21 protein-coding genes, 1 pseudogene and 1 riboswitch (1 of these 23 cut by a window edge) are annotated in these 23,644 nt (G+C 67.5%); of the genes and pseudogenes, 8 read left to right on the forward strand and 14 right to left on the reverse strand.

All coding sequences use genetic code 11. The annotated features are described in order from the left end of the window. The 6 genes from aceF to DR_RS01355 form a co-directional block, all read right to left on the reverse strand. A protein-coding gene (gene aceF, locus DR_RS01330; RefSeq protein ID WP_027480295.1) for a dihydrolipoyllysine-residue acetyltransferase crosses the window boundary here: on the reverse strand, window positions 1–1,505 show its 5' portion. Its footprint begins 280 nt before the window's first position; 1,505 of the gene's 1,785 nt are visible here — the first part of the coding sequence; the start codon lies at window positions 1,503–1,505; its stop codon lies beyond the left edge, outside the window. Window positions 1,506–1,623: 118 nt separating this feature from the next. Further along, on the reverse strand, window positions 1,624–4,350 hold the full coding sequence (gene aceE / locus DR_RS01335; protein WP_027480294.1) for a pyruvate dehydrogenase (acetyl-transferring), homodimeric type: 2,727 nt from the start codon (window positions 4,348–4,350) through the stop codon (window positions 1,624–1,626). Window positions 4,351–4,537: 187 nt separating this feature from the next. Then, window positions 4,538–6,172: an MDR family MFS transporter gene (locus DR_RS01340; protein ID WP_010886903.1), complete on the reverse strand. Its 1,635-nt coding sequence runs from the start codon at window positions 6,170–6,172 to the stop codon at window positions 4,538–4,540. Then, a complete protein-coding gene (locus tag DR_RS01345; RefSeq protein WP_051618907.1) occupies window positions 6,169–6,669 on the reverse strand; it encodes a MarR family winged helix-turn-helix transcriptional regulator in 501 nt (166 codons plus the stop codon). Before DR_RS01345 ends, DR_RS01340 begins: the two co-directional genes overlap by 4 nt. 63 nt (window positions 6,670–6,732) lie before the next feature. Next, window positions 6,733–7,881 (reverse strand): CynX/NimT family MFS transporter, encoded by a 1,149-nt coding sequence (locus DR_RS01350; protein ID WP_010886905.1) that lies wholly within the window; start codon window positions 7,879–7,881, stop codon window positions 6,733–6,735. After that, on the reverse strand, window positions 7,878–8,330 hold the full coding sequence (locus DR_RS01355) for an NUDIX hydrolase (protein WP_051618905.1): 453 nt from the start codon (window positions 8,328–8,330) through the stop codon (window positions 7,878–7,880). Before DR_RS01355 ends, DR_RS01350 begins: the two co-directional genes overlap by 4 nt. A gap of 80 nt (window positions 8,331–8,410) precedes the next feature. Next, window positions 8,411–8,510: riboswitch (TPP riboswitch) on the forward strand. Window positions 8,511–8,535: 25 nt separating this feature from the next. On the opposite strand from DR_RS01355, the gene DR_RS01360 reads away from it, so the two are divergent. Next, window positions 8,536–9,567 (forward strand): thiamine ABC transporter substrate-binding protein, encoded by a 1,032-nt coding sequence (locus tag DR_RS01360; protein WP_010886907.1) that lies wholly within the window; start codon window positions 8,536–8,538, stop codon window positions 9,565–9,567. A 187-nt stretch (window positions 9,568–9,754) separates the two neighbouring features. Here DR_RS01360 and DR_RS01365 read toward each other — a convergent pair whose 3' ends face one another. The 7 genes and pseudogenes from DR_RS01365 to DR_RS01395 all read right to left on the reverse strand — a co-directional run bounded on the left by DR_RS01365 (window position 9,755) and on the right by DR_RS01395 (window position 17,550). Then, entirely contained in the window at window positions 9,755–9,988 is a 234-nt protein-coding gene (locus DR_RS01365) for a hypothetical protein (protein ID WP_027480292.1), read from the reverse strand. Further along, entirely contained in the window at window positions 9,978–10,250 is a 273-nt protein-coding gene (locus DR_RS01370) for a hypothetical protein (RefSeq protein WP_027480291.1), read from the reverse strand. The genes DR_RS01365 and DR_RS01370 overlap by 11 nt, the downstream gene beginning before the upstream one ends. Window positions 10,251–10,346: 96 nt before the next feature. Next, a complete protein-coding gene (glgX, locus tag DR_RS01375; protein ID WP_010886909.1) occupies window positions 10,347–12,509 on the reverse strand; it encodes a glycogen debranching protein GlgX in 2,163 nt (720 codons plus the stop codon). Window positions 12,510–12,722: 213 nt separating this feature from the next. Then, entirely contained in the window at window positions 12,723–13,415 is a 693-nt protein-coding gene (locus DR_RS01380) for a GntR family transcriptional regulator (RefSeq protein ID WP_027480290.1), read from the reverse strand. 277 nt (window positions 13,416–13,692) lie between these two features. Continuing rightward, window positions 13,693–14,699, reverse strand: a pseudogene (gene moaA / locus DR_RS01385) (GTP 3',8-cyclase MoaA). A 95-nt stretch (window positions 14,700–14,794) separates the two neighbouring features. Beyond that, window positions 14,795–16,294, reverse strand: a complete 1,500-nt coding sequence (locus DR_RS01390) for a GGDEF domain-containing protein (protein WP_027480288.1) — start codon at window positions 16,292–16,294, stop codon at window positions 14,795–14,797. Window positions 16,295–16,584: 290 nt separating this feature from the next. Next, on the reverse strand, window positions 16,585–17,550 hold the full coding sequence (locus DR_RS01395) for an ABC transporter substrate-binding protein (protein WP_010886913.1): 966 nt from the start codon (window positions 17,548–17,550) through the stop codon (window positions 16,585–16,587). Between the two features lie 137 nt (window positions 17,551–17,687). On the opposite strand from DR_RS01395, the gene DR_RS01400 reads away from it, so the two are divergent. Further along, complete coding sequence (locus tag DR_RS01400) at window positions 17,688–18,698, forward strand: hypothetical protein (protein ID WP_010886914.1); 1,011 nt, start codon at window positions 17,688–17,690, stop codon at window positions 18,696–18,698. Window positions 18,699–18,990: 292 nt separating this feature from the next. Then, a complete protein-coding gene (locus tag DR_RS01405) occupies window positions 18,991–19,986 on the forward strand; it encodes a ribonuclease Z (RefSeq protein ID WP_010886915.1) in 996 nt (331 codons plus the stop codon). A 123-nt stretch (window positions 19,987–20,109) separates the two neighbouring features. On the opposite strand, the gene DR_RS01410 is transcribed toward DR_RS01405, so the two are convergent. After that, window positions 20,110–20,949, reverse strand: coding sequence for a hypothetical protein (locus tag DR_RS01410; protein WP_010886916.1), 840 nt, complete (start codon window positions 20,947–20,949; stop codon window positions 20,110–20,112). Between the two features lie 61 nt (window positions 20,950–21,010). Between DR_RS01410 and DR_RS01415 the strand changes: the two genes are divergently transcribed. The 5 genes from DR_RS01415 to DR_RS01435 are packed head-to-tail and all read left to right on the forward strand — an operon-like array spanning window position 21,011 to window position 23,644. Then, window positions 21,011–21,340: an antibiotic biosynthesis monooxygenase family protein gene (locus tag DR_RS01415; protein WP_010886917.1), complete on the forward strand. Its 330-nt coding sequence runs from the start codon at window positions 21,011–21,013 to the stop codon at window positions 21,338–21,340. Window position 21,341: 1 nt separating this feature from the next. Next, window positions 21,342–21,908 (forward strand): MOSC domain-containing protein, encoded by a 567-nt coding sequence (locus DR_RS01420; protein WP_034350905.1) that lies wholly within the window; start codon window positions 21,342–21,344, stop codon window positions 21,906–21,908. Then, window positions 21,905–22,441 carry an NUDIX domain-containing protein gene (locus tag DR_RS01425; protein WP_010886919.1) on the forward strand — a complete coding sequence of 179 codons (537 nt, stop codon included), beginning with the start codon at window positions 21,905–21,907 and terminating at the stop codon, window positions 22,439–22,441. Before DR_RS01420 ends, DR_RS01425 begins: the two co-directional genes overlap by 4 nt. After that, window positions 22,438–22,986 carry a YqhA family protein gene (locus tag DR_RS01430; RefSeq protein WP_010886920.1) on the forward strand — a complete coding sequence of 183 codons (549 nt, stop codon included), beginning with the start codon at window positions 22,438–22,440 and terminating at the stop codon, window positions 22,984–22,986. Before DR_RS01425 ends, DR_RS01430 begins: the two co-directional genes overlap by 4 nt. After that, a complete protein-coding gene (locus tag DR_RS01435) occupies window positions 22,967–23,644 on the forward strand; it encodes a tRNA (adenine(22)-N(1))-methyltransferase TrmK (RefSeq protein WP_010886921.1) in 678 nt (225 codons plus the stop codon). Before DR_RS01430 ends, DR_RS01435 begins: the two co-directional genes overlap by 20 nt.

Consider the following 23,644-nt stretch of genomic DNA (forward strand, 5'->3'; position numbering starts at 1 on the left):
GGCTTGAGTTTGCGCTCGCGGGCGCGGCCAGCGAGTTCGGAGAGGTCGAGGACCAGCTCGGTGATGCCTTTGCGGTCGGCGTCTTTGACCACTGGAACCAGCAGGCCCACCGGAGTGTCCACAGCCACGCCGATATTCACGAACTCCTTGTAGATCACCTGTTCGGCGCCGAGGTCGAGGCTGGCGTTGAACTTGGGGAACTTGCGCAGGGCGTTCGCCACGACCTTCATCAGGATGTGGGTCATGGTCAGCTTGCCGCCTTCCTTTTCCACCCGCGCCCCAAAGCGCTTACGGGTTTCTTCCATGGCGGTCACGTCGGCCTTGTCGAAGTGGGTGACCATCGGGATGGTCGTCCAGGCCGTGGTCATGCTGCGGACAGTGGCCTTACGGATGCCGCTCATGTCCTCGCGGCGGACCGTGCCCCACTTCTCGAAGTTGGGGAGGGGAGCAGCCATAGGGGCGGGAGCAGCGGCGCTTGCTGCGCTGGCCTGCGCTTGCACACTGGGCGTTCCGGCAGTGCGGCGTACATCTTCTTCGCTGATGCGTCCGGCGATGCCGGTGCCGTGAACAGCGTGAATGTCAATGCCGATTTCACGCGCCAGGCGGCGCACGCTGGGCGCAGCGGGAACCACCGGGCGGCCATCGAAGGTCTGGGGGTTCTGGGTGCCGGACTGCTGAGGTGCGGCGGCCTGGGCTTGCGGAGCGCCGGCAGGACGAGCTGGCTCAGGCTGGGTGCTTTGCTGCGACTGGGAGGCGGGTTGAGCACTTTCAGGTGCAGGAGCCGTAGGTTGTGTAGAAGCCGCGCCGCTCAGCGTCAAGATGGTGCCGCCGACTGGGATGGAGTCGCCGATCTTGACCGCCACGCTCTGCACGGTGCCGCTCGCGTTGGCCGGGACTTCGACGACAGCCTTGTCGGTTTCGAGTTCGATGACCGGCTGGCCTTCGCTGACGGTGTCGCCCACATTAACGAGGATGGTCACGACCGTCCCCTTCTCGATGTTGTCGCCCACGTCGGGCAGCGTGACCTGCTGGCCGCCGCTGCTCTGGCCTTCGCTGGGCGTTGCCTGAGCCTGATTTGCATCGGCAGTGCCACCGCTCGTGGGTTGCCCGGCCTGCTCTTTCTGGGCGTCCTGCTGAGCCTGGGCCACACGCTGTGCGGTGCCGCTGTCGGTGGCCGGCGTGGATTCCACGTTCGCCGCCTGATCGCCGCCGCCGTTGGCCGGGGAGGGTGCGCTGGCGCTGGGGGCAGAATCGGAAGCGCTGGCTGCGCCGCCGCCCAGGGTAGCAATCACGCCGCCCACCGGGATGGTGTCGCCCACTTTGACGTTCACGGCTTCGATGGTGCCCGCCGCGCTTGCCGGGACTTCGACCACGGCCTTGTCGGTTTCGATTTCGATGATGGGCTGGCCCTCGGTCACGCTGTCGCCAGGGTTGACGAGGACCGTCACCACGGTGCCTTTTTCGATGTTGTCCCCGACATCGGGGAGCTTGAGTTCAGTTGCCATGACGGGACTCCTTGGACGGCTGACGGGTGCACCATCAACCGGGGAACTGTGCGAAACCATAGCGGCCACTGAAAAGAGAAGGGTCTGCGCCTCTCTATCAACCATTGACCCTCTCTGGTCAGCGCAGGACGGGCGCGGGTTTGCTGGGGTCGATGCCGAGGTCGGCAATCGCTTTCGCCACGACTTCGCCCTTCACCTCGCCGCGCTGCTGCAAGGCGTAGAGGGTCGCCAGCACAACGTGCTTGGTGTCCACCTCGAAGAAGTCACGCAGTTCTTCGCGGGCTTCACTGCGCCCGAAACCGTCGGTGCCGAGGGTCCACAGCTTGCGGTCGAGGTGCCCGTTGAGCCCGTCGGCGCCGAGCTTGACGTAATCGCTCACCGAAATCAGCACGCCGGGGGCGTTTTCTTCGTTGAGCTGCGCGGCGACGTAGCTGACCTGCGGTTCCTCGGTGGGGTGCAGCATGTTGTGGCGCTGGACCATCAGGGCTTCCTGGTGCAGTTCCTTGTAACTGGTCACGCTCCAGAGGTCGGCAGCCACGCCGTAGCCTTCGAGAAGTTTCACGGCTTCCTGCGCCGCGCCCATCGCCGGGCCGCTCGCCAGAAGTTGCGCGTGGTGCTGGGCGCCTTCAAGGGTGCTGGGCTGGAAGCGGTAGAGGCCCTTCATGATGCCGTGGCGAATCTCCTCGTGGCTGAGGTGCTCGGGCATGGGCGGCTGGACTTCGTTCTCGTTGTCGACGGTGACGTAGTAAAACTCTTCCACGTCCTCCACGTACATGCGCCGGATGCCTTCTTCGAAAATCACGGCGACTTCGTAGGCAAAGGCCGGGTCGTAGGTCTTCATGGTGGGAACCACGTAGCCTTGCAGCAGCGAGTTGCCGTCCTGATGTTGCAGGCCCTCGCCTGCAAGCGTGGTGCGCCCCGCCGTGGCGCCGAGCAGGAAGCCGCGCGCCCGCTGGTCGGCGGCGGCCCACACGAGGTCGCCGATGCGCTGCATGCCGAACATAGAGTAGAAGACGTAGAAAGGAATGGTCGGCACGCCGTGGTGCGCGTAGGCCGTGCCCGCCGCAATCCACGACGCCATCGCCCCGGCCTCGGTGATGCCTTCTTCGAGCATCTGGCCGTCCTTGGCTTCCTTGTAGGCCATCAGCGAGCCGAAGTCGACCGGGCGGTAGGTCTGCCCGCGCGGCGAGTAGATGCCGATGCGCGGCACGAGCGCGTCCATCCCGAAGGTGCGCGCCTCGTCGGGCACGATGGGCACGATGTATTTGCCGATTTCCTTGTCGCGCAGCAGCTTGGACATGATGCCCACGGCGGCCATGGTGGTGCTGACCTGTCGCTCGCCGCTGCCCTTGGCGAACTCCTCGTAGAAGCTGCCCTGCGGCACCGTCAGGTGCGGAAAGTTGACCTGGCGGGCCGGAATCAGGCCGCCGAGCTGCTCGCGCCGCGCCAGGGTGTATTTGACCTCGGGCGAGTCGGAGCCGGGGTGGTAATACTCGAGGTGCTCCACCTGCTCGTCGCTGAGCGGCAGTTCGAGCAGGTCACGCAGGTTTTTCAGCGCGTCGAACTCGAGCTTTTTGACCTGGTGCGCCACGTTGCGGGCCTGCGCCGTTTCGCCGAGGCCGTAGCCCTTGACGGTGCGCGGAATGATGATGGTCGGGCTGCCCTTGTGCCCCATGGCCGAGGCGTAGGCCGCGTGGACCTTCTGCACGTCGTGCCCGCCGCGGTTGAGCAGTTCGAGGTCGGCGTCGGTCCAGTCCTGGATGAGTGCCTTGAGTTCGGGCGTGTTGAAGAAGTGCTCGCGCAGCTCCTTGCCGCCGAACGCCGCGTAGCGCTGCGACTCGCCGTCCACGAGGTCCTCGAACCGCTTGACGATCACTCCGTTGTAGTCGTGCTGCAGCAGCTCGTCCCACTTGGAGTCCCAGATCACCTTGATGACGTTCCAGTTCGCGCCCCTGAACAGCGCCTCGAACTCCTGAATCACCTTGGAGTTGGCGCGCACCGGGCCGTCGAGCCGCTGGAGGTTGGCGTTGAGCACGAAAATCAGGTTGTCGAGGTTTTCATACGCGGCAAAGCGGATGGCGCCCACCGATTCGGGCTCGTCCATTTCGCCGTCGCCCAGGAAAGCCCACACTTTGGCGTTGCCCTGTGGCTTGAGGCCCCGGTTTTCCAGGTACTTGATAAAGCGGGCCTGGTAGATGGCCTGAATGGGGCCCAGGCCCATGCTGACGGTGGGAAATTCCCAGTAGTCGGGCATCAGCCAGGGGTGGGGGTAAGAGCTCAGGCCCTCGCCGTCGGGCTGCAACTCGCGGCGAAAACGGTTGAGGCGGGCCTCGTCGAAGCGGCCTTCGAGGAAGGAGCGGGCGTACATCCCCGGCGCGGCGTGGCCCTGGTAAAACACCAGGTCACGGTCTTGCCCGGCGCCGTGCCCCCGGAAAAAGTGGTTGAAGCCCACTTCGAGCAGCTCGGCGGCGGAGGCGTAGGTCGAGAGGTGGCCCCCGATGCCGTCGCTCTTTTTGTTGGCCTTGATGACCATGGCGACCGAGTTCCAGCGGTTGATGTTGCGAATCTTGCGCTCGAGTTCGAGGTCGCCGGGGTACTCCGGCTGGTCCTCGGCGGCGATGGTGTTGATGTAGGGCGTGGTCTGCCGAAACTCGATGGGGGCGCCGTGAAAATAGGCGTAGTGGTCGAGGTCTTCGAGCAGATCGGCGGCCCGCTTGCTGCCCGCGTTCGCAAACACGTAGGCCAGCGAATCGAGCCACTCCTGCGTTTCGACCGTGTTGAGCTGCTCACGCTGCTGCTCCGGCAGATCGGCGCGCGGGGGGCGCGGTGGGGGTTGTGGGGTCATGAAAGCAGTGTACGATGCCCCACTGACCCCTTCCAACATGAAAAGCTCGGGCGACTGACCACCTGAATTGGTCAAAACGGGCAGGCGGAAAGGGGCCCTTGGTCGCCCCTCATCTACCGCCGCCAGCGCATCAAAAAAAGCCCCCGCTGCCGCAAAGGACCGGGGGCACGAGGTCAGGAAAGAAGGGTCAATCGGTGGCGACCGCTTCTTCCGCCACCTGCGGGCGCGACTGAGCGCGGCCCTGAAGCGGGCGCTCGGGCAGCGCGAGCGTCAGCACGAAGGCCAGACCGACGAGGCCCGCCGAAACGAGGAACACCTGGTCGATGGCGCCGACCATCACGCCCCGCAGCGCCTGCATGATGGGGGCGAGCATCTCGTGGTGGCCCATCTTCTTCAGCGCCCAGCCGAGCAGGTGCGTGGCCCGCTCACTCGTCAGCAGGTTGGGGTTGGCGATGGCGTCTTGCATGGGGGCGGGCAGGCGCCGCACGGCGGCGGGCAACTTGGCGCTCAGGTCATGCGACAGGTGAGCGTTGACGAGCGCCCCGAAGAGGCTGACCGCCAGCGTGCCGCCGATCTGGCGGAAAAACTGGTTGCCGCCGGTCGCACTGCCGAGCTTCTGGCGCGGCGCGGCGTTTTGCACTGCCAGGGTGAGCTGGCTGTTGACCGGCCCCAGGCCGAGGCCGAGAAGAATCATCATGGTGACGGCGAGCCACAGCGGGGTGCTGAGGCTGAGGGTGCTGCTCAGCACCAGCGCGAGCGAGGCGACGAGGGCGCCGCCGACAATCAGGCGCTTGTACCGCCCGGTGCGGCTGACGAGCTGCCCGCTGAGGGTACTCGTCAGAATCATGCCGCCCATCAGGGGCGCCAGCGCCAGCCCGCTGCCCGACGCGCTCGACCCACGCACGCCCTGCATGTACAGCGGCAGATACAGAATGGCGGCGTACATCCCGGCGCTCACCAGAAACCCGGCGAGGCTGGCGAGCAAAATCCCCCGGTCACGCAGCAGCCCCAGGTCGAGAATGGCCCGCTCCTGCCGGGCGCTGTGCGCGGCGTACCACGCGCCGAGCGCCAGCGTCGCTCCCAGCAGGCCGAGAATGCGCGGGCTGTCCCAGGCGTAGGTGCCCCCGCCCCACGACACGGCGAGCGTCAGGGTGGTCACGGCCCCGGCGAGGAGCGTGGCCCCCAGCGCGTCGAAGCCGCCCTTGACCGAACCGGGCGTGGGCGCGGGCAGGCGGAAAAAGCGCCAGATGAAAAACAGCGCGAGCAGCGCGAAGGGTAGGTTGAGGAAAAAGACGCTGCGCCAGCCGAAGTGGTCGGTCAGGAAGCCCCCGACCAGCGGCCCCACCACGCTGCTGATGCCCCACACCGCGCCGGTGTAGCCCTGGTAGCGCCCGCGTTCGATGGGGGTAAAAAGGTCGGCGATGGCGGTAAAACTCATCGCCATCAGGGTGCCGCCGCCGATGCCCTGAATGGCGCGCAGGGCGATGAGCTGCTCCATGCTCTGCACGAAGCCCAGGCCCATGCTGCCCAGCGCGAACACCACGATACCGAGCAGAATCAGCGGGCGGCGGCCATAGCGGTCGCTGAGTGTGCCCACGATAGGAATGGTAACGGTGGTGGTCAGCGAGTAGGCGGTAAAGGCCCAGGCATAGAGGTGAAAGCCGCCGAGGTCGGAAATCACGCGCGGCATGGCGCTGCCGACGACCGTCATGTTGAGGCTGGAGAGAAACAGCACCGTCAGGATGCCCGCGAAGGCGAGCAGTTTCTCGCGCTCGGAAAGCGTGTTGTGCGGCGCGGCGGGAATGGGGGCAGCGGCGGTCATGCGGTCACCTCACGCGGAGTGTTTTTTTCAGTGGGAATTTTTTCGGTGGGAACAGGCAGCGTGCCTTCGAGCGCCCGCAGGTTGCTCAGCGTGGCCTGCACCAGCGCGGGGTCGAGGTGGCCGAAGTGCTCCTGCACGGTGGCGCTCGCCCGGCGGCGCGTCTCGCTGCGGGTGCGCTCGCCCTGTGGCGTGAGCACCAGTCGCTGCCGGCGCAGGTCGCTCGGGTCGTTTTCACGGCTGAGCAGGCCGCCTTCCACCAGTTTGGTCACCACGCGGGTCACGGTGGGGGCGGGCAGGTTGTGACGCTCGGCCACGGCGCCCGGCGTGTCGTAGCCGTCCATGATGGCCGAAAGCACCAGCAGTTCGCGGGTGTTCAGGCCCAGGGCGCGCTCCAGCGGGTCGTCCAGCGTTTGCCGCAGCCGCCGGGAAAGCCGCAGCACCGTGCGGACGAGCGCGTACAGCTCGTCGGATTCGGGGGAGGGGGGAGGAACATTCATTTCCATTTGAAACTATTCCAGATGGAAATAAGATGCAAGAGGTCAGCTTCCAAACGGGAAAACTCAGCGCTGCGCCGCCCACAGTCCGGTCACCAGCATCGCCGCCGTGCCGACCAGCAGGGCGCTCAGCGAGGCGCTCCAGCCGCCGCTGAGGTCGTGCAGCGCCCCAAAGAGAAAGGGGCCGCTCGCCGCCAGCAGGTAGCCGAAGCCCTGCGCCGTGGCCGAGAGCCGGGGCACCTCGGCGGCGTCGCGGGCGCGCACGGCGATGAGGTGCAGCGCGAGCGGAAAGGCGCTGCCCGCCCCCACACCGAGCAGCAGCACCCACGGCAGCGGCGACGCGGTGGGCCACAGCGTCAGGCCCAGCAGCCCGGCAGCGTTGCAGGCGACCAGCCCGAACACCAGTGGGCGCACGTTGCCCAGCCGCGAGGCCAGCACCGGCACCGACAGGGTGAACGGCAACTGCACCAGGTTGCCGAGCGAGAGCAGTGCCCCGGCGGCCTCGGCGCTCAGACCCCGGTCCTGCAAGAGCCTGGCGAGCCAGGTCAGCCAGGTGAAAAACACCAGCGACTGCGTGCCCATATAGAGCGTGACCGGCAAGGTGGCCGGGTTGCTCCACACAGACGGGCCGCGCACTGCCGGACCTGCCGAGCGCGCCGGGCGCCCCAGCATGGCCGGCACCCAGGCGAGCAGCGCGGCCCCGCTCAGCCACGCCCACACGCCCAGCGACCCGCGCCAGCCGCCGAGCGTGCGTTCCAGCGGCACCGCCAGCGCCGAGGCGAGCGCTGCACCCCCGACGACGGCGAGCGAGTACAGCCCGGTCATCAGGCCCAGTTGCCGGGGAAAGTCGCGCCGCAGCAGACTTGGCAGTAGGACATTGACGATGGCGATGCCCACGCCGACCAGCACGGTGCCGAGCAGAATCGGCGGCAGCGCGGCGCCGGTCCGCAGCCAGGTGCCGAGGGCAATCAGGGCGGTGCACAGCCCAATCAAAACTTCGGGACTGCGCCAGCGCGTCAGCCGGGGCGTGACCAGCGCAAAAATGCCCCAGCACACCAGCGGAATGGTCGTGAGCAGGCTCATGGTGGCCGCGCTCGCGTGCAGTTCGGCCTGCACCCGCGGCAGCAGCGGCCCGAAGCCCGCAATGACGGGCCGCAGGGTAAGTGCCACCAGCACTATGCCCAGAACCAGCAGCGGACGGGGAGCGCGGTTCACGGCTGCCTCAGCGGCGCGTCCGGCAGCGCGGTGACGGTGCCCGTGTGTTGCTCACTTACTCGCACGCCCCGGCGCAGGTGCAGGTCGAGCACGGGCGCCAGCCACGGCAGGGCATCAGGCGGCAGTGAGTCCAGCGTAAACCAGCCCACCTCCGAGGTGAGGTCGAGCGGCGTCGGTTCGCCCTGCCACTGCTCGGCCAGAAACAGGAAGGCGACGCCGGGCTGTCCCTGCGCCTCGAAGCGCGAGACGCCGAAGACGCCCAGCCCCGTCACCTCCACCCCGATTTCCTCGCGGACCTCGCGCCGGGCGGCGTCTTGCAGAGTTTCCCCACTTTCCACCCGGCCTCCCGGCAGCCCCCACAGGCCGTTGGCATAAGCCGTTCCCTGTCGGCGGGCCAACAGCACCCGCCCCGATGCGCCTCGCAGCACCACCCACACCAGCAGCGTCATGGCGGGCAGGCTAGCGCCCAGAAGGAGAGTGGGGAGGTCGGGCACGCGGCCGGCTTCAGAGCAAGCTGTTATGCTGCCGCTCGCGTCACCGGGGGTGCCCTGCTTCGGCAGCGGCTGAGAACACACCCCAGGAACCTGAACCGGGTCATTCCGGCGGAGGGAGTGTGATGCTCTGCTCCGACCCCTGACGCGAGGGAGAGACACCATGCGGAAACTGATTGTTGCGGCGCTGCTGCTCGGCGCGGCCCAGGCCCAAGCCCAAACGACGCTCACGGTCATCACCCACGATTCTTTCGACGTGGACAAGAAACTCGTCGCGCAGTTCGAGGCGCAGAACAAGGCCAAGGTCCGCTTCGTGAAGGGCGGCGACGCGGGCGAACTGCTCAACCGCCTGATTCTGACCCGCCGCGCCCCGATTGCCGACGTGGTGTACGGCCTCGACAATTCGCTGCTCGCCCGCGCCCAGCAGATGAACCTGCTTCAGCCCTACCGCTCGCCCGCGCTCGGCAAGGTGCCTGCGGGGTACCGCCTCGACGACGCCGGGCTGCTGAACACCGTGGATTACGGCTACGTCGCGCTGAACTACGACCGCGCCTACTTCCAGAAAGCGGGCCTCGCGCTGCCCAAATCGCTTGACGACCTGAAAAAGCCCGAATACGCCCGGCTGACGGTGGTGTCCAGCCCCGCCACCTCCTCGCCGGGGCTGGCCTTCCTGCTCGCCACCGTGAATCATTACGGCGAAGCGGGCGCGTGGCAGTGGTGGAAAACGGCCCGTGCGGGCGGCCTCAAGGTCGTGCGCGGCTGGTCGGACGCCTACTACAAGGACTTCACGCGGGCGGGCGGCAAGTACCCCATCGTGCTGAGCTACGCGAGCAGCCCCGCCGCCGAGGTCTTCTACGCCGACAACTACGACCCGGCCAAGCTGCCCGCGCAGGCGCCGACCGCCAATCTGCTGCTCCCCGGCTCGACCTGGCTGCAACTCGAAGGCGTGGGCGTGCTCAAGGGCGCCAAACAGCCCGCGCTCGCCCGCAAGTTCGTGGACTTCATGCTCAGCCCAGCGGTGCAGGCCGACATCCCCACCCGGATGTGGATTTACCCCGCCGTGAGCGGCACCAAGCTCGACCCGGTGTTCAAGTTCACCCAGCAGCCTGACCCCGCCCCGGTCAAGGCCAGCGTCACCGCCAACCCGCAGCGGCTGGTGGACGCCTGGGTGCAGAACGTCCTGCGCTCGCGCTGAGGCTAGATGTAAAGAGCCCCCGCCCATGTTGCTGGCGGGGGTTTTCTTTGGTCGAGTCCTTTAGGGCATTTGATATAAGAATGCCTTGCATTTTTGACCCTCTACCCTGGTGGGAGAGGGCCTTGCGCAGCAAGGGGTGAGGGGGCATCCAGACCAGTTCTGACGAAACCTCATTGTGTCAAATGCTCTACACCTCGGCGTCGGGCGCCACCACGCCCTCGGTCATCCAGCCGGTTTTCTTGCGCTGGTGCATCAGGCCGTAGGCGCGCAGCCACTCGGCTTCGGAGAGGTCTTCCAACTCGCGGTCGGCATACAGCTCCTGCAACACTTCCACCATCACGCCGACTTCGTGGTCGCTGTAGGCCTCCACGCCGAGGCGCTGGTGGATGACCTGCGGGTCGAGCTTCGCGTCAATGTTCATGGCCGGACTCTTCACGCCGGGGAGCTTCGTTGATATCGAAGGGCAGCACCGCCGCTTCGGAGGTCACTTTGCAGCGCTGGCGCAGTTCGCTCATCTTGTGGGTCTGCTCGTCGGTCAGCGCCCGAATGCCGTGCGGCACCTCATCGGTCACGTAGGGAAACTGCACGCCCTCGACTTCCACGCCGCGCTCGCCGCCTTCCAGCGTGACGAAGCGGGCCGGGACCGAGCCGTTTTGAAGGACCATCATGAAGTCTTCGTTCATGGGAGTTACCTTAGCGCCTGCCCTGGGCGGCGCCCGTCACGCGCCTTACCCTCGCCACAAGAAAACGCCCCAGCCGGGGCGCAGACTTGACCTTGCTCAGGCTTCAGCGGGCTCCGCGAGCTTTTCCAGTTCCTTTTCGGGCACCTGGCAGCGGTAGAGCTTGACGCTGCGGCCCCGCAAGGTGGTTTCGCCGCCCGCCGCGACTTTTTCCTCGGCCCCGTCGTCGCTGGTGTCGAGCAGCAGGTCCCACTCGCCGCAGCCGCCGAGGTCGGGCATCTTGAAGGGCAGGTCCACATACGAGCTGCTCAGCAGCAGCAGCAGGTGGTCGTCGGTCAGCGGCTTGCCCTCGGCGTCCACGTCGGCCAGGCCGTCGCCCGCGAGGAACATGCCGAGCGACTGGGTTTGGGGGTTGTTCCAGTCCTCGTCGCTCATTTCGGCCCCGTCGAAGCGCAGCCACACGATGTCGCGCACGTCCTCGCCGCGAATGTTACGGCCCGCGAAGAACTTGCGGCGGTGCAAGCTGGGGTGGGCCTTGCGCAGCGCAATCAGTTTCCGGGTGAAGGCGAGCAGCTCCTCATCTACCTTCTCCCAGTCGTACCAGCTGATGTCGTTGTCCTGGCAGTAGGCGTTGTTGTTGCCGCCCTGGGTGCGTCCGAACTCGTCGCCGCCCAGAATCATCGGCGTGCCCTGCCCGAGCAGCAGCGTCGCCAGGAAGTTGCGCATCTGCTGGCCGCGCAGCCGGTTGATTTCGGGGTCGTCGGTTGGGCCTTCCACCCCGCAGTTCCAGGTGATGTTGTGGTTGTGGCCGTCGTTGTTGCCTTCGCCGTTGGCCTCGTTGTGTTTTTGTTCGTAAGTCACCGAGTCGCGCAGGGTAAAGCCGTCGTGGGCGGTCACGAAGTTGATGGAGGCATACGGCTTGCGCCCGTTGAACTCGTAGAGGTCGGAGCTGCCGGTGATGCGGTAGCCGATTTCGGACGCCAGCCCGCCCTCGCCCTTCCAGAACGAGCGCATGTCGTCGCGGTAAATGCCGTTCCACTCGGCCCAGTTCACCGGGAAGTTGCCCACCTGATAGCCGCCCTCGCCCACGTCCCACGGCTCGGCAATCAGCTTGACCTGGGAAATGATGGGGTCCTGGTGGATGATGGTGAAAAAGCCCGAGAGCTGATCCACTTCGTGCAGACCGCGTGCCAGCGTGCTGGCGAGGTCGAAGCGGAAGCCGTCCACGTGCATCTCGGTAACCCAGTAGCGCAGCGAGTCCATGATGAGTTGCAGCGTCTGCGGGTGCCGGACGTTGAGGCTGTTGCCGGTGCCGGTGTAGTCGAAGTAAAAGCGCTGGTCGTCGGCCACCAGGCGGTAGTAGGTGGGGTTATCAATCCCCTTGAAGCTCATGGTCGGCCCCATGTGGTTGCCTTCGGCGGTGTGGTTGTACACCACGTCCAGAATCACTTCGATGCCTGCGTCGTGCAGCGCCCGCACCATGTTCTTGAACTCGGGGACCGCGCCCGACGGGTTGCCCTTGCGGGCTTCAGCGGAGTAGCGCACGTCGGGGGCGAAAAAGTTGAGCGTCGAGTAGCCCCAGTAGTTCGTCAGGCCCTTGTCGAGCAGAAAGGGGTCGTCCACATGCTGATGCACCGGCAGAAACTCGATGGCGGTGATGCCGAGGTCGCGCAGGTAATCGAGAATCGCCGGGGTCGCCACGCCCGCGTAGGTGCCGCGCAGCTCCTCGGGCACGTCGGGGTGGGTCATGGTCAGGCCCTTGACGTGCGCCTCGTAAATCACCGACTGGTGAAAGGGAATCCCCGGCTTCTGGTCGCCCACCCAGTTGAACATCGGGTCCACGACGAGGCCCAACGGCGCGCCGCGCTGCTCCTCTTCCTGCATCTGCGAGTCGTCCTCGCCGCCCGCGACGTAGCCGAACACGCCCCGGTCGAACTGCTCGGTGCCGTCGAGCGCCTTGGCGTAGGGGTCGAGCAACACCACGTTCGGGTTGAAGCGCAGGCCCTTTTCCGGGGCATATTCGCCGTGCACGCGGTAACCGTAGCGCTGGCCCGGTTGGATGCCCGGCAGGTAGCCGTGCCACACGAAGGCGGTCTGCTCGGTCAGCGGAAACCGGGTTTCATGGCCCTCGGCGTCGAAGAGACACAGCTCCACGCCGGTCGCGTTTTCGGAATACAGGGCGAAGTTGGTGCCTTTGCCGTCCCAGGTGGCCCCCAGCGGAAAGGGGGAACCGGGACGCAGGGTCAGGGACTTGTAGGGCATGGGCTCAGGGACTCCTTGCTGGTACGCTCGGCCAGCGGTGAACAAACAGGGGGAAGAGAGGGGCGTGAAACCAGATAAGCACCAAAAAAGGCGGTGACGGTTGGTTCACGTCGTCACCGCCTTCTTCACTGCTGGAAACGTTACCAAATTCCGCCAGCCGCCGGAAACAGCTTTTCTTACGGTTTCGCCGGGCCGACTCGCCGCCGCGCAGCTTTAAGGCTCGAAGGTGTCCTGGAAGGCGTAGCGGTCGCCGCGCACCCAGTAGTTGGCGTAGCTCGCCCGGCGGTTTTCGCTGTAGGTGGTGCGGCGCAGCAAGAAGGCGGCAGTGCCGAGCGGCACGCGCAGCAGGTCGGCCTCTTCCTGACGCAGGTTGACGGCTTCGAGGTTTTGCTCGACGCGCTGCAGCGGCACGCCCATGCTGACCATCGTCTCGTGGATGCTCTCGACAGCGAGGTTGCGTTCAAGCAGGTTGGGCACCATGCGGGCGTTGATGTAGCGCTTCTCAATGACCAGCGCCTCGTCGCCCGCCGTACGCAGGCGGTGTACGAAAATCACCGGGTCGCCGGGGTCGATCTGCAAAATGACCGCGATTTCCGGGGTGGCCTCGATCTGCATGGCCCGCAGCACGGTGGTGCGGTGGTCGGGGTGGCGCGCCCATTCCTTGAAGGGCCGCACCCGGAACACGCCTTGCCGGAAGCGTTTGCCGGTGGGAAAGGTGCCCGCGCCCTGCACGCGGTAGACGTAGCCTTCGCGCTCGAGTTCGTCGATGGCGCGCCGGGCGGTCATGCGGGACACTTCGAATTCACGGGCAAGCTGCGGCTCACTGGGGAGCGGGAGACCTTCCGGGTAATGCCCCCCGAGGAGTCGGTCTTTGAGCGTCGTCTTGATGAGAGGGTACTTCGCCATGCGTGCCTCCGGTGAAGCTCCGCGGAGTGCGGAAACTGAGGTAATAGTAAAGTTCAGTTCATCCACACACAAGCTGCCTAGAGGTCATCAATCACTGGTTAGGCATAAACATGCATCCTGAGTCAATCTCAATTTCGTTACGTTTGAGCAGAGGGGAAGCTGTCGCTCACGGCAAATTCCTGTGTGCGACTTTGACATTCCCCCGCAGAATTCATGTCTTCTTTGCATCGTCACTGGAGCGGGGACGTTGCGCTGGCATCTGCCAACACGGGCCACGTCAGCCGCCGATGTGCGACATCTCGACTTTGGGCCGTGCCGCCGTCAGCTCGCCGCGTTCCTCGCTGTAGCGGTCGCGCCGCCCGCCCCACAGGGCGCTGATCTGCCCGCGCAGTTCGTCGTCGCTCGCGCCTGCCCGCAATGGCGCGCGCAGGTCGAAGCCCCGGCTGGCAAACAGGCAGGTGTAGAGCACCCCCACCGCCGAGAGCCGCGCCCGCGTGCAGTCGCCGCAAAAGGGCGCCGTGACCGAGGAAATCAGCCCCAGCTCGTGCCCGGCGGCGTCGCGGTACCGGGCCGCCACCTCGCCGCGTGCGCCGGTGCGACGGGGGTCAGCGGCCCCCCCTCCGCCGCCAGCCGCGCCAGCACCTCGCCGGAGGGCAGCACGCTGTCCATGTTCCAGCCGTTGTGGTTGCCCACGTCCATGAACTCGATGAAGCGCACCGGCCCGAACTCGCGCAGCCCGCGCCACAGCTCGGTCAGGTGCTCGTCGTTCACGCCGCGTTTGACCACCGTGTTGATCTTGACGCCCAGGCCCGCGTGCAGCGCCGCTTCGATGCCGCCCAGCACCTTTTGCGGCGACACGCCGAGCCCATTCATTTCCCCGAACACCTGCGGGTCGAGGCTGTCGAGGCTGATCGTCACGCGCTGCAAGCCCGCCGCCTTGAGGTCGGCCGCCAGCCGGGGGAGCAGCAGCCCGTTGGTCGTCATGGCGAGGTCCTGCACGCCGGGAAAGGCAGCGAGGCGGGCCAGCAACTCGGGCAGGTCGCGGCGCAGGGTGGGTTCGCCCCCGGTGATGCGGAGTTTCTCGGCGCCCAGCCCCACGAAGACGCGGGCCAGCCGCTCGATTTCCTCGAAGCTCAGGAGTTCGGCGCGCGGCAAAAAGGCGTAGTCCGGGCCGAACACCTCGGCGGGCATACAGTAGGTGCAGCGCAGGTTGCAGCGGTCCGTCACGCTGATACGCAGGTCGCGCAGGGGACGGCCCAACTGGTCGAGGAGCATGGCGGGCAGGATACGCCGTGGGGGGGCGGGGGCAAAGGAAGGGGGCTCGCGTTTGTGGGGCGGGGGACTGACACCCTGCCGAGGAGGCCGGCGGAGAGCGGCGCTCAGGAAGGCAACGCTCCGGGGTCTGACGCGCTGTGCTTGACGCGGTACATCGCCTGGTCGGCTTCGCGCCACAGGATTTCGGGGACCACCGCTTCGCCAGCGGGAGCGAGGGTGACCCCCACTGCCGCCGAGAGGTGAACGACGTGTTCGCCCAGCTGCATGGGCCGCTCCAGCGCCGCCCGGATCTGTTCCTCGGCGGCCCAGGCGGCGTCCTCGTCGGGAATGGAAGTGAGCAGCACCGCGAATTCGTCGCCGCCCAGCCGCGCCACGAAGGTGCCTGCGGGAAGCGCGGCCTGCAACCGCTGCGCCACCTGCGCCAGCGCCTGATCGCCCGCCGCGTGGCCCAGGGTGTCGTTGACCGGTTTGAAGTTGTTGAGGTCGAGGTAAAGCAGCGCGAGCGGCTGTGGCCGGGGCACATGCAGCTGCCGCTGCAACTCGTCCTCGAACGCGGCGCGGTTGTGCAGGCCCGTCAGGGCGTCGTGAAAGGCGAGGTGGTGCAGTTCCTGAGCTTGCCGGGCGAGCTGCTGGTTGAGCCGCGCGCTTTCCCAGCCGACAAAGGCCTGGCGCAGCATGACCACCACGAACAGCGCCACAGTCCAGATCTCGATCTGCTTGTGGGGAAACTGGGGCGAGACGCCGCTGCGCAGCAGCAAAAAGCCGCTGACGATCATGGCGAGGTAGGGCAGCAGCACCAGCACCCGGTCTCGCCGCGCCACCTGCAAGGTCCCGGCCGGGGTGCGCGGCAGCGACCACGAGCGGGTCTGCCAGGCCCACACGATGGCGCATGCCTGCGCCGCCGTCCCCCAGGCCCACAGCGAGTCGAGGAGCGTACCGGCGCGGTAGGTGCCCTTCATGCCCAGGGCGAAATACTGAAAGTCGGCCATGACGAAGGCCAACATGCCCACCCCGAACAGCAGCAGTGGAGGCGAAAAGCGCCGCCTGAGCGCGAGCAGGGCCAGCCCCAGCACCAGCAGGTCGAGCGCCACGTAGGTCAGGTTGATGCCGCGCATCAGGGGCGAGATGCCCGGCTCGGCCAGCGCGGCGGCCAGAAAGCGCAGCCACGCCACCTCGGCGACCACGATCATCACGGTCAGGCTGTCGAGCAGGTTCACCGCCGCGCCCACGCTCCAGCCGCGCAGCCCGCTCAGGCGCATCAGGGTCTGCGCCATGCCCAGGTAGGACAGCAAATACAGCGGGTCGGCCAGCGAAATCTCGGGCACGACGCGGCCCGGCAGGTCGTACCTCAACGTCCAGGCTTCGGCGAGCAGCAGCAGCAGCATGCTCACCACGAAACCTCCCAGCCCCCGCTGGCGCTCGGGGCGCCGCCGCTCGGCGAGCCAGCCCTGCACGGCCACCCCGAACGAAAGGGCGATCACGACCAGAAAAACTGCGTCGATGGCCCACAGCGGAGCGGCCGACTCGCCGGTGTTCACCAGGGTCAGTCCCAGGTGAAGCGTGGCGCTCAGCAGCAACAGAACATGCAGGGGGGTAAGTTTCATCAGAGAAGGGGCACCGCTGCGGTTACTGGCCTGCATTATGCCCAGCCGTGCCCACCTCTGACTGAGTGCGGAGCGCTCATTCCGGCTTCTGAAAATGTAAACCTCTGCAAGGTTGAGAGGGGTGCTGGGGGCGTGCGCGTGTGCTCCAGCAAGCGGGCCTCGTACGGATTCCGATTGAATCTGGTCGTTTCAGATTCAATCCGAGCGGATGCGAGTAAAAATACGGATTCCGCGATATGGATGCACAGGCGGCGCTTTCCCGACTGTGTAGGAATGAAGCGGAATCCGTATCAGCGCACCGCTTTGTCGATCAGGGCGTTGGTGTAGAAGGTGCTCGCCTGAGCGCCGGCGGGCAGTTTGCCCTGCTTGACGAGCGCGGCCACCGCCTTGGTCCAGTTGGCCGGGGCGCCGGCACCCAGCCCGTTTTGCCGAGTGTAGGCGCTTTGCATCAGCGGGACGCTCGCCTTCAGGATGTCGAGGGTGCCGCCCGCCTTGCCGAACACCGGCTGAGCCGTCTTGAAGGCCCCGGCGGGGTTTTGCACGGTGTACTTCAGGCCGCGCTGGCTGGCGCGCACCACTTTTTTCGCCAGCGCGGTGCCGAGCGTCTTGTCCTGGGCAATCAGGCCCACCCCGACCATCGGGTAGGCGGCGAAAGTGTCGAGCGTGTAGACCTTTTTCCCGGCGGCGCGCAACAGCACCACGTCGTTGTTGAGGTAGCCAGCGGCGGCGTTCACCCGTCCGCTGCGCACAGCTTCCTGCTGGGTAAAGCCGATGGTGGCGAGCCGCACGTCGCGGCCTTCTTTCAGCCCGGCGTTCGCCAGATACGCCTGCACCGCGTGGTAGCTGCTCCCGAAGGGGCCGGGAATCCCCAGCGTCTTGCCCCTGAGCGACGCCGCATTCGTCAAGGGTTTGAGGCTGAATAGCGTCACCGGGCTTTTCTGGTACATCGCCAGCGCGTACTTGACCGGGGCGCCCTGGTTGCGGGCGAAGATGGCGTCCTCAGGGTCGCCCACCACGAAGTCGAGCTTGCCCTGAAGCAGCAGCGGCATCAGTTCAGAGATATAGCCGTGCTGAAACTTGACGTTCAGCCCCTCGGCCCCGAAGTACCCCAGCCGGTCAGCCACGTAAAACGGCGTGAACTGCACGTTGGGCACGTACCCCAGCCCGATCGTGACGGTGCGGGCGGGTGCTGCGGCCTGGGCCGGGCCAGCCAGAGCGCCGAGCAGGACCAGCGCCGGAACAGTGAAACGCTTCATGCGGCGAGTATAGGGAGGGCAGCAGGCCGCTTCGGGTCAGGCGCGACAAATGGCTGCGGGCCGGAGCCGGGCGCCTTTGTTCAGGCGGCTGGGGTACACTGCGGGGTACGCCGCACTTCCGAACATGGGGACAGTGCGTGACGACAGGCCTGCCCGCCGTGGGGGCCAAGGAGCAAGAGATGACGAACGCCGACGAGCAGAACATGGGCCAGCAGGAAGGCACCGACACCGCGACGACCGCGCAGGATACGAACACCCAGACCGTGGGAACCCAGAGCGAGAACACCCAGAACACGCAGCAGGCGAGTGACGCCCAGACCGAACAGACCCCCGCCGAACTGCGCGACGTGCTGCCGCAGCTGACTGGCGAAGTGGACGAAGACGACGTGCTCGACGCTCAGGAAGAGCAGGCCGCGGGCCAGAGCGCGCGCAAGGTGGACGAAGACGGCGAGGAGTACGAGGAAGAATTTATCGACGCCGACGACCTGATGGGTCTGCTCGGCGAAATGAAGGAAATGCTCGAAGCCCAGAGCAAGGAAATCCGTGGCCTGCGCCGTGAAATGCGCGAACTGCGCGAAAGCCAGGGCGGCGGCTTCCGCGGCGGCGACCGTGGGGGAGACCGCGGCGGCTTCCGTCCGCGCGAAGACCGTGGCGGCTTCGGCGGCGACCGTGATCGCGGCGGCTTCCGCCCCCGTGAAGACCGTGGCGAGCGCAGCTTCGGCGGCGATCGTGGAGGAGACCGCGGTGGCTTCCGTCCGCGCGAAGACCGTGGTGGCTTCGGTGGCGACCGTGATCGTGGTGGGTTCCGCCCCCGCGAGGACCGTGGCGAGCGCAGCTTCGGCGGCGACCGTGGAGGAGATCGCGGCGGCCAGGGTGGCTTCCGTCCGCGCGAAGACCGTGGTGGCTTTGGCGACCGTGACCGTGGCGGCTTCCGCCCCCGCGAGGACCGTGGCGAGCGCAACTTCGGCGGCGACCGTGGTGGGGACCGCGGCGGTCAGGGCGGCTTCCGTCCCCGTGAAGACCGCAACTTCGGCGACCGCGAGTTCCGCCCCCGCACCGACGACGCCCAGGGCAACCAGGAAGGCGGCTTCCGCCCCCGCGCCCGCGCCGACCGGGGCTGGGCCAACCGCCGCACCGACGAGGAATAAACAGCGCGAAGTCAAGTTCGCCTGATCCGGTTCACCGCCGGGCACAGCATGAGAGAGGCCGTCACCTTTAGGGGAGACGGCCTTCTCCTTTTGCTCTGGGGCATTTGACAGAAAAAGACCCCCTACCCCCTCACCCCTTGCTTCGCAAGGCCCTCTCTGCGGCGCAGCTCTCCGAGTCCCACAGGGGTAGAGGGTCAAAAACGCCAAGCATTCTTATGTCAAATGTTCTAGGACAAGCCGCTCAGCCAGATGGCGCAGGCGCGAGGCTCGTCCTCCCCGCTAGGCTGCCGCCATGCTGAGCGCCGCCGTTCTTGGACAACCCACCCGTGACAACGCCCTGTGGGTCACGGCTGACAGTGGCAAGGGCCAGACGCGGCTGCTGCTCGACTGCGGCGGGCACACGCTGGACACCCTGCCGCTGCACGAGGTGCAGGCCACAGACCACCTGCTGTTTTCGCACCTGCACATGGACCACATAGCGGGCTTCGACGACTTTTTCCGTGTCAATTTCGACCGCCAGAGCCGCGAAAATCACCTCTGGGGCCCGCCCGGCGCGGCGCGGATTCTGGCGCACCGGCTGCAGGGGTACTGGTGGAACCACGCGCCGCAGCTGCGGGCGACCTGGCGTATTCATGAGGTGGACGACGCGGCGGTCCACACCTGGCGCTTCGAGCTGCACGAGGCGTTCGAAATCGCGCACGACGAGGGCCGCACGCCCCGCACCGGCCCGCTGATCGAGACACCGCACCTGCGGGTGGACGCCGTGCCGTTGCAGCACCAGGGCCCTTGCCTGGGCTACGTGCTGCGCGAACCGGGCCGGGTCAACGTGGACCCCGCTGGCCTGACCCGCCTGGACCTGACGCCCGGTCCCTGGCTGGCGGCGCTCAAGGCCGGGGCTGAGGAGGTCGAAATCGCGGGCGAGCGCCGCCCTGCCGCGCCCCTGCGAGCCGAACTGCTGCGCGAGGAAGCGGGCGACTCGCTGGCCTACCTCACCGATTTTCTGCTCGACGAGGCCGAACTCGCCCGCCTCGCGCCGCTGCTTGCGGGCGTACGGACGCTCTACCTGGAGGCGCAGTACGCCCCCGCCGACGCGGACCTCGCCGCCCGCAACCACCACACCACCACCGAGCAGGGCGCGACCCTGGCGGCGCGGGCGGGGGCGCAGGAACTTGTGCTGCTGCACCTTTCGCGCCGTTACCGCGAGGCCGACTGGCGAGAGATGCTGCGGGCGGCGCAGGCCATCTTTCCGGCGGCCCGCTTTGCTGAAAGCTGGCTCAGAGGAACTTGAGGTGAGTCGCAGACGAAGCCGAGCGAAGCGAGAAGAGGCGGGATGGTGACGATGGAAAGACAGGGTGATGGGGTTTCCGCCCTCTCTTGGAATCGCCCTGTCTTGGAATCAAGCCATCTCGGCTCAGCCCGGACGCAACTGCCAGCGCTCCAGCCGCCAGCCCCTGACGCGGTTCGTCCGCTTGACCTCGGCCACCGGCAGCACGGCGCGCGGTGTCCACCACGTCTGCGCGGCTTTCTGAAAAGCCCAGCCGCCTCCCAGCGTCACGGCGGCATGTTCCACGCCCCGCTCGCTGCGCCACACCAGCAAGGTGCCAGGCTGTTCGTCTTGCCCACCCTGGCGGGCACGCTCGCGCAGAAAAGCCTCGAAGGGGTCGCGCTGCATCCACTCATGCTCGGCGCCGCTGAGGCCCGCCGCGCCCATCACCGCGCCGAAGCAGTTGCCCGCGCTGCCCTGTGGGAAAGTCCCGGCCAGTTCGCGTGCGCGTGGGAGCAGGGGGCGGGCTGCTTCCCAGACGGCGGGCGGCACGGCCTCGCGCTGGCACGCCACGCCTTCCCGCGACACGAGGCGCGCGAGCACGGCGGGCGTGAGGTGGTCGCGCTGCCACAGAAACCGCCCTGGCGCGAGGCCCGGCACCAAATCTGAATAGTGGCGGCCCAGCGGCACGTTGCCCCGGCCTGCGCGCACTTGCAGCCGCAGCAGTTCGCGCCGGCCAGCCGGCGGCAGCGCGGCCCACTGCGCCGGGGAGAGCCACGTCACCTGGTCGGCGGCCTGGTCCACCGCCCAGAGCGTGAAGGTGTCGCGTTCCTCGGGCGTGAGTTGCAAGAGGCTGCGCGGCGTGGCGGGCAGGTCCAGCCGCTCGGCGTCGGCGCGCGACAGGAAAAAAGGCTGGCGCGGCGGGGCGAGGTGGCCGCGCCAGCGCCCCAGTTCGGCGGGCGTGACGGGAATGTTGAGGATGCGCATGGCTTCAGGGTGACAGCTCCGGGGCAGGCTGGGCGTCCGTTCTTCGGCGTACCCTGGCCGCATGATTACCGTCGCCAACCGCATTTTCGTGAACCCCGAGCGGGCTGCCGCCTTCGAGGAGCGCTTTCGCCGCCGCCCCCGCCGGGTGGACCGGCAGCCCGGATTCATCGCCGACCACGTGCTGCGCCCTACTCAGGCCGGCGACCCCTACGTGGTGCTGTCGTTCTGGGACAGCCGCGCGGCGTTCGAGGCGTGGCGCACCTCGCCGGGCTTCAAGGACGGACACAAGGGGGGGCGGACCTTGCCCGAAGACACCGTGCTGAGCAATGTCATCGAGATTCACGAGGTGTTCACCGGCTCAGACGACGCCGGGACCGGTGAGGAAAGCTGAGGTGACGACCATCCACGACCTCCGCTCCACCTTTCCCCGCGCCGGGCGTCTGAACTGGATTGGCCTGCGCGAGGGCCGCCGCCTGCCGGTGCTGAGTGTGCCGGAAGCGGAGGCGCACCCGCTCGTCGGTCTGCTCGGCGATCACGGCAAAACGGCCCCGCCGCGCCTGACCGCGCTGAGCGGCGAGGCTGGTGAGGTGGCGACGCCCGCCCACGCCCCGGCAATTCCTGGGGGACCGGGGCGGCGGCAGGTCACGCTGATTCAGGCCGAGCACCTGCCCGTCATCGCGGCGCTGGCGGGCTTAGGGAGCGTGGCGCCCGAACTGCTGCGGCGCAACCTGCTGGTGTCGGGGATTCCGCTGCTCGCGCTTAAGGACCGCCGCTTTCAGATCGGCGAGGTCGTGCTGGAAGGCACCGGCGAGTGCCACCCCTGCTCACGGATGGAAGAAACCCTGGGGCCGGGCGGCTACAACGCGGTGCGCGGGCACGGTGGCCTGACTGCGCGGGTCATTCGCGGCGGGCGGCTGCGGGTGGGCGACCCCGTAACGGTCTGGGAAGAGGAGCGGTGATTCACCTGCCCACCATGGAGCACGCCCCCGGCCTCGTGCAGCGGCTACGCGAGGGCGCCGTGTGCGTGACCCGCACGGCGGTCAAGGCGGTCATCCGGCGCGAGGGTCAGCTCTGGCTGCTGCACTCGCCGCCGTGGGCCTGCTTCAAGTTTCCCGGCGGTGGGGTGGAGATGGGCGAAAGCCACGCGGAAGCCCTCGCCCGCGAGCTGCGCGAGGAGCTGGGCGCAGAGCTGCGCGGCCCCGGCCCCCTGCTGCTGACCGTCACCGAACTCTGGCCGGCGCGTGAACCGGACGCCGAACTGTTCCGCATGGACTCGTTGTATTTCGCCTGCGAGGTGGAGGCCGGCCAGCACGCGCCCCAGCTCGAAGCCTACGAGTCCGAGTTGGGCCTGACCCCCTGTTGGGTGACGCCCCAGGCCGCAGCCGAGGCGAATGCGGCGGCCCAGGCCCGCGAGGGCGCCCCAGACTGGCTGAAGCGTGAAGTGGCCGTGTTGCGGGCGCTGGGCAAGCCGGGCGCTACCCTGACGCCGTGAGTGTTTCTCGCCCACCCCCCACCTCGCCGCGCACGGCCAAAGGCGCGTTCGGCCTGACCCGCCTGATCGTGGAACTGGGGGTGTTCAGTTCGGCGGTCTTCAGCCTCACGCTATTCGTGGCGGCCATCGTGCAGGCGTACCACACCGTGGCCCAAGCCCTGCACAAGCTCGGCGAGGAAGGCACCGCCAAGGGCCTGATGATCGCCGCCGTGGAGCAGGCCGACCTGCTGCTGGTGGGCATGGCCCTGCTGATGATGAGTTTCGGGATGCAGGCGCTGTTTGTCGGGCGGCTGGAAAATGTTCCCGACTGGCTGCACATCCGCAGCTTCGACGACCTCAAGCAAAAGCTCATCGGCATCGTGGTGGTGGCGCTCGGCGTCAATTTTTTCAGTGTGGCGCTGGCGTGGAAGGGCGGCAGCGACCTGCTGAGCTACGGTGCGGCGCTGGCGGCGGTCATTCTGGCGCTCAGTGGCTACAGCCTGCTGCTTGGGCGGCGGGGCCATGCCGGAGAAGCCGGGGAGGACCATGACGCTTCCCGCGCTTGACGCCCGCCTGGAAGCGGTGTTGCACCTGATTCGCGCCGAAGTTCACGCCGACATCGGCACCGACCACGCTCGCCTGCCGCTGCGGCTGGTGCGGGGGGGCCGCGTCTCGCGCTGCGTGGCGGTGGAACTCAACCCCGGCCCCCTCGCCCTCGCCCGGCGCATGGTCGCCCGCGCCCGATTGACCGAGCAGATTGACGTACGCCAGGGCGACGGCTTTGCCCCCATCCAACCCGGCGAACTGGGCAGCGCCAGCGTGACCGGCATGGGCGCCTACACCATTCGCGGCATTCTGGACCGGGCGGGGGAGCGGCTGCCCCCGGCGCTGGTCCTCCAGCCCAACGACTCGCCGCTGTGGCTGCGAACCTGGGCACGGGAAAACAGTTACCACCTGCGCGCCGAACGGCTGCTGCCCGGCTACTGGGCCTACCCGGTGCTGCGGCTGGAACGGGCGGAGGGGCCGGACCCCGCCTACGCCGACCTGCCCGCAGCGGCGGCCCTGCGCTACGGCCCACTGCTGCTGCGCAAAGGACCAGCGCTGCTGCGTGCGCGCATCGAGGCCGACATTGAGCGCCTGACCCCGGTGGCCGCGCCGGGCCGCGAGGCATGGGCCGAACTCGCGGCGGCGCGTGAGGCGCTGGCTGTGGTGGACGCCGGCTGA

It is taken from the genome of Deinococcus radiodurans R1 = ATCC 13939 = DSM 20539 (assembly GCF_000008565.1).
Classification (GTDB): Bacteria; Deinococcota; Deinococci; order Deinococcales; family Deinococcaceae; genus Deinococcus; species Deinococcus radiodurans.

Coding starts and splice junctions, on each gene's coding strand:
- aceE (WP_027480294.1), bottom strand. CDS start 4,350: ATGACCCCACAACCCCCACCGCGCCCCCCGCGCGCCGATCTGCCGGAG.
- DR_RS01340 (WP_010886903.1), bottom strand. CDS start 6,172: ATGACCGCCGCTGCCCCCATTCCCGCCGCGCCGCACAACACGCTTTCC.
- DR_RS01345 (WP_051618907.1), bottom strand. CDS start 6,669: ATGAATGTTCCTCCCCCCTCCCCCGAATCCGACGAGCTGTACGCGCTC.
- DR_RS01355 (WP_051618905.1), bottom strand. CDS start 8,330: ATGACGCTGCTGGTGTGGGTGGTGCTGCGAGGCGCATCGGGGCGGGTG.
- DR_RS01360 (WP_010886907.1), top strand. CDS start 8,536: ATGCGGAAACTGATTGTTGCGGCGCTGCTGCTCGGCGCGGCCCAGGCC.
- DR_RS01365 (WP_027480292.1), bottom strand. CDS start 9,988: ATGAACATTGACGCGAAGCTCGACCCGCAGGTCATCCACCAGCGCCTC.
- DR_RS01370 (WP_027480291.1), bottom strand. CDS start 10,250: ATGAACGAAGACTTCATGATGGTCCTTCAAAACGGCTCGGTCCCGGCC.
- glgX (WP_010886909.1), bottom strand. CDS start 12,509: ATGCCCTACAAGTCCCTGACCCTGCGTCCCGGTTCCCCCTTTCCGCTG.
- DR_RS01380 (WP_027480290.1), bottom strand. CDS start 13,415: ATGGCGAAGTACCCTCTCATCAAGACGACGCTCAAAGACCGACTCCTC.
- DR_RS01390 (WP_027480288.1), bottom strand. CDS start 16,294: ATGAAACTTACCCCCCTGCATGTTCTGTTGCTGCTGAGCGCCACGCTT.
- DR_RS01395 (WP_010886913.1), bottom strand. CDS start 17,550: ATGAAGCGTTTCACTGTTCCGGCGCTGGTCCTGCTCGGCGCTCTGGCT.
- DR_RS01405 (WP_010886915.1), top strand. CDS start 18,991: ATGCTGAGCGCCGCCGTTCTTGGACAACCCACCCGTGACAACGCCCTG.
- DR_RS01410 (WP_010886916.1), bottom strand. CDS start 20,949: ATGCGCATCCTCAACATTCCCGTCACGCCCGCCGAACTGGGGCGCTGG.
- DR_RS01415 (WP_010886917.1), top strand. CDS start 21,011: ATGATTACCGTCGCCAACCGCATTTTCGTGAACCCCGAGCGGGCTGCC.
- DR_RS01435 (WP_010886921.1), top strand. CDS start 22,967: ATGACGCTTCCCGCGCTTGACGCCCGCCTGGAAGCGGTGTTGCACCTG.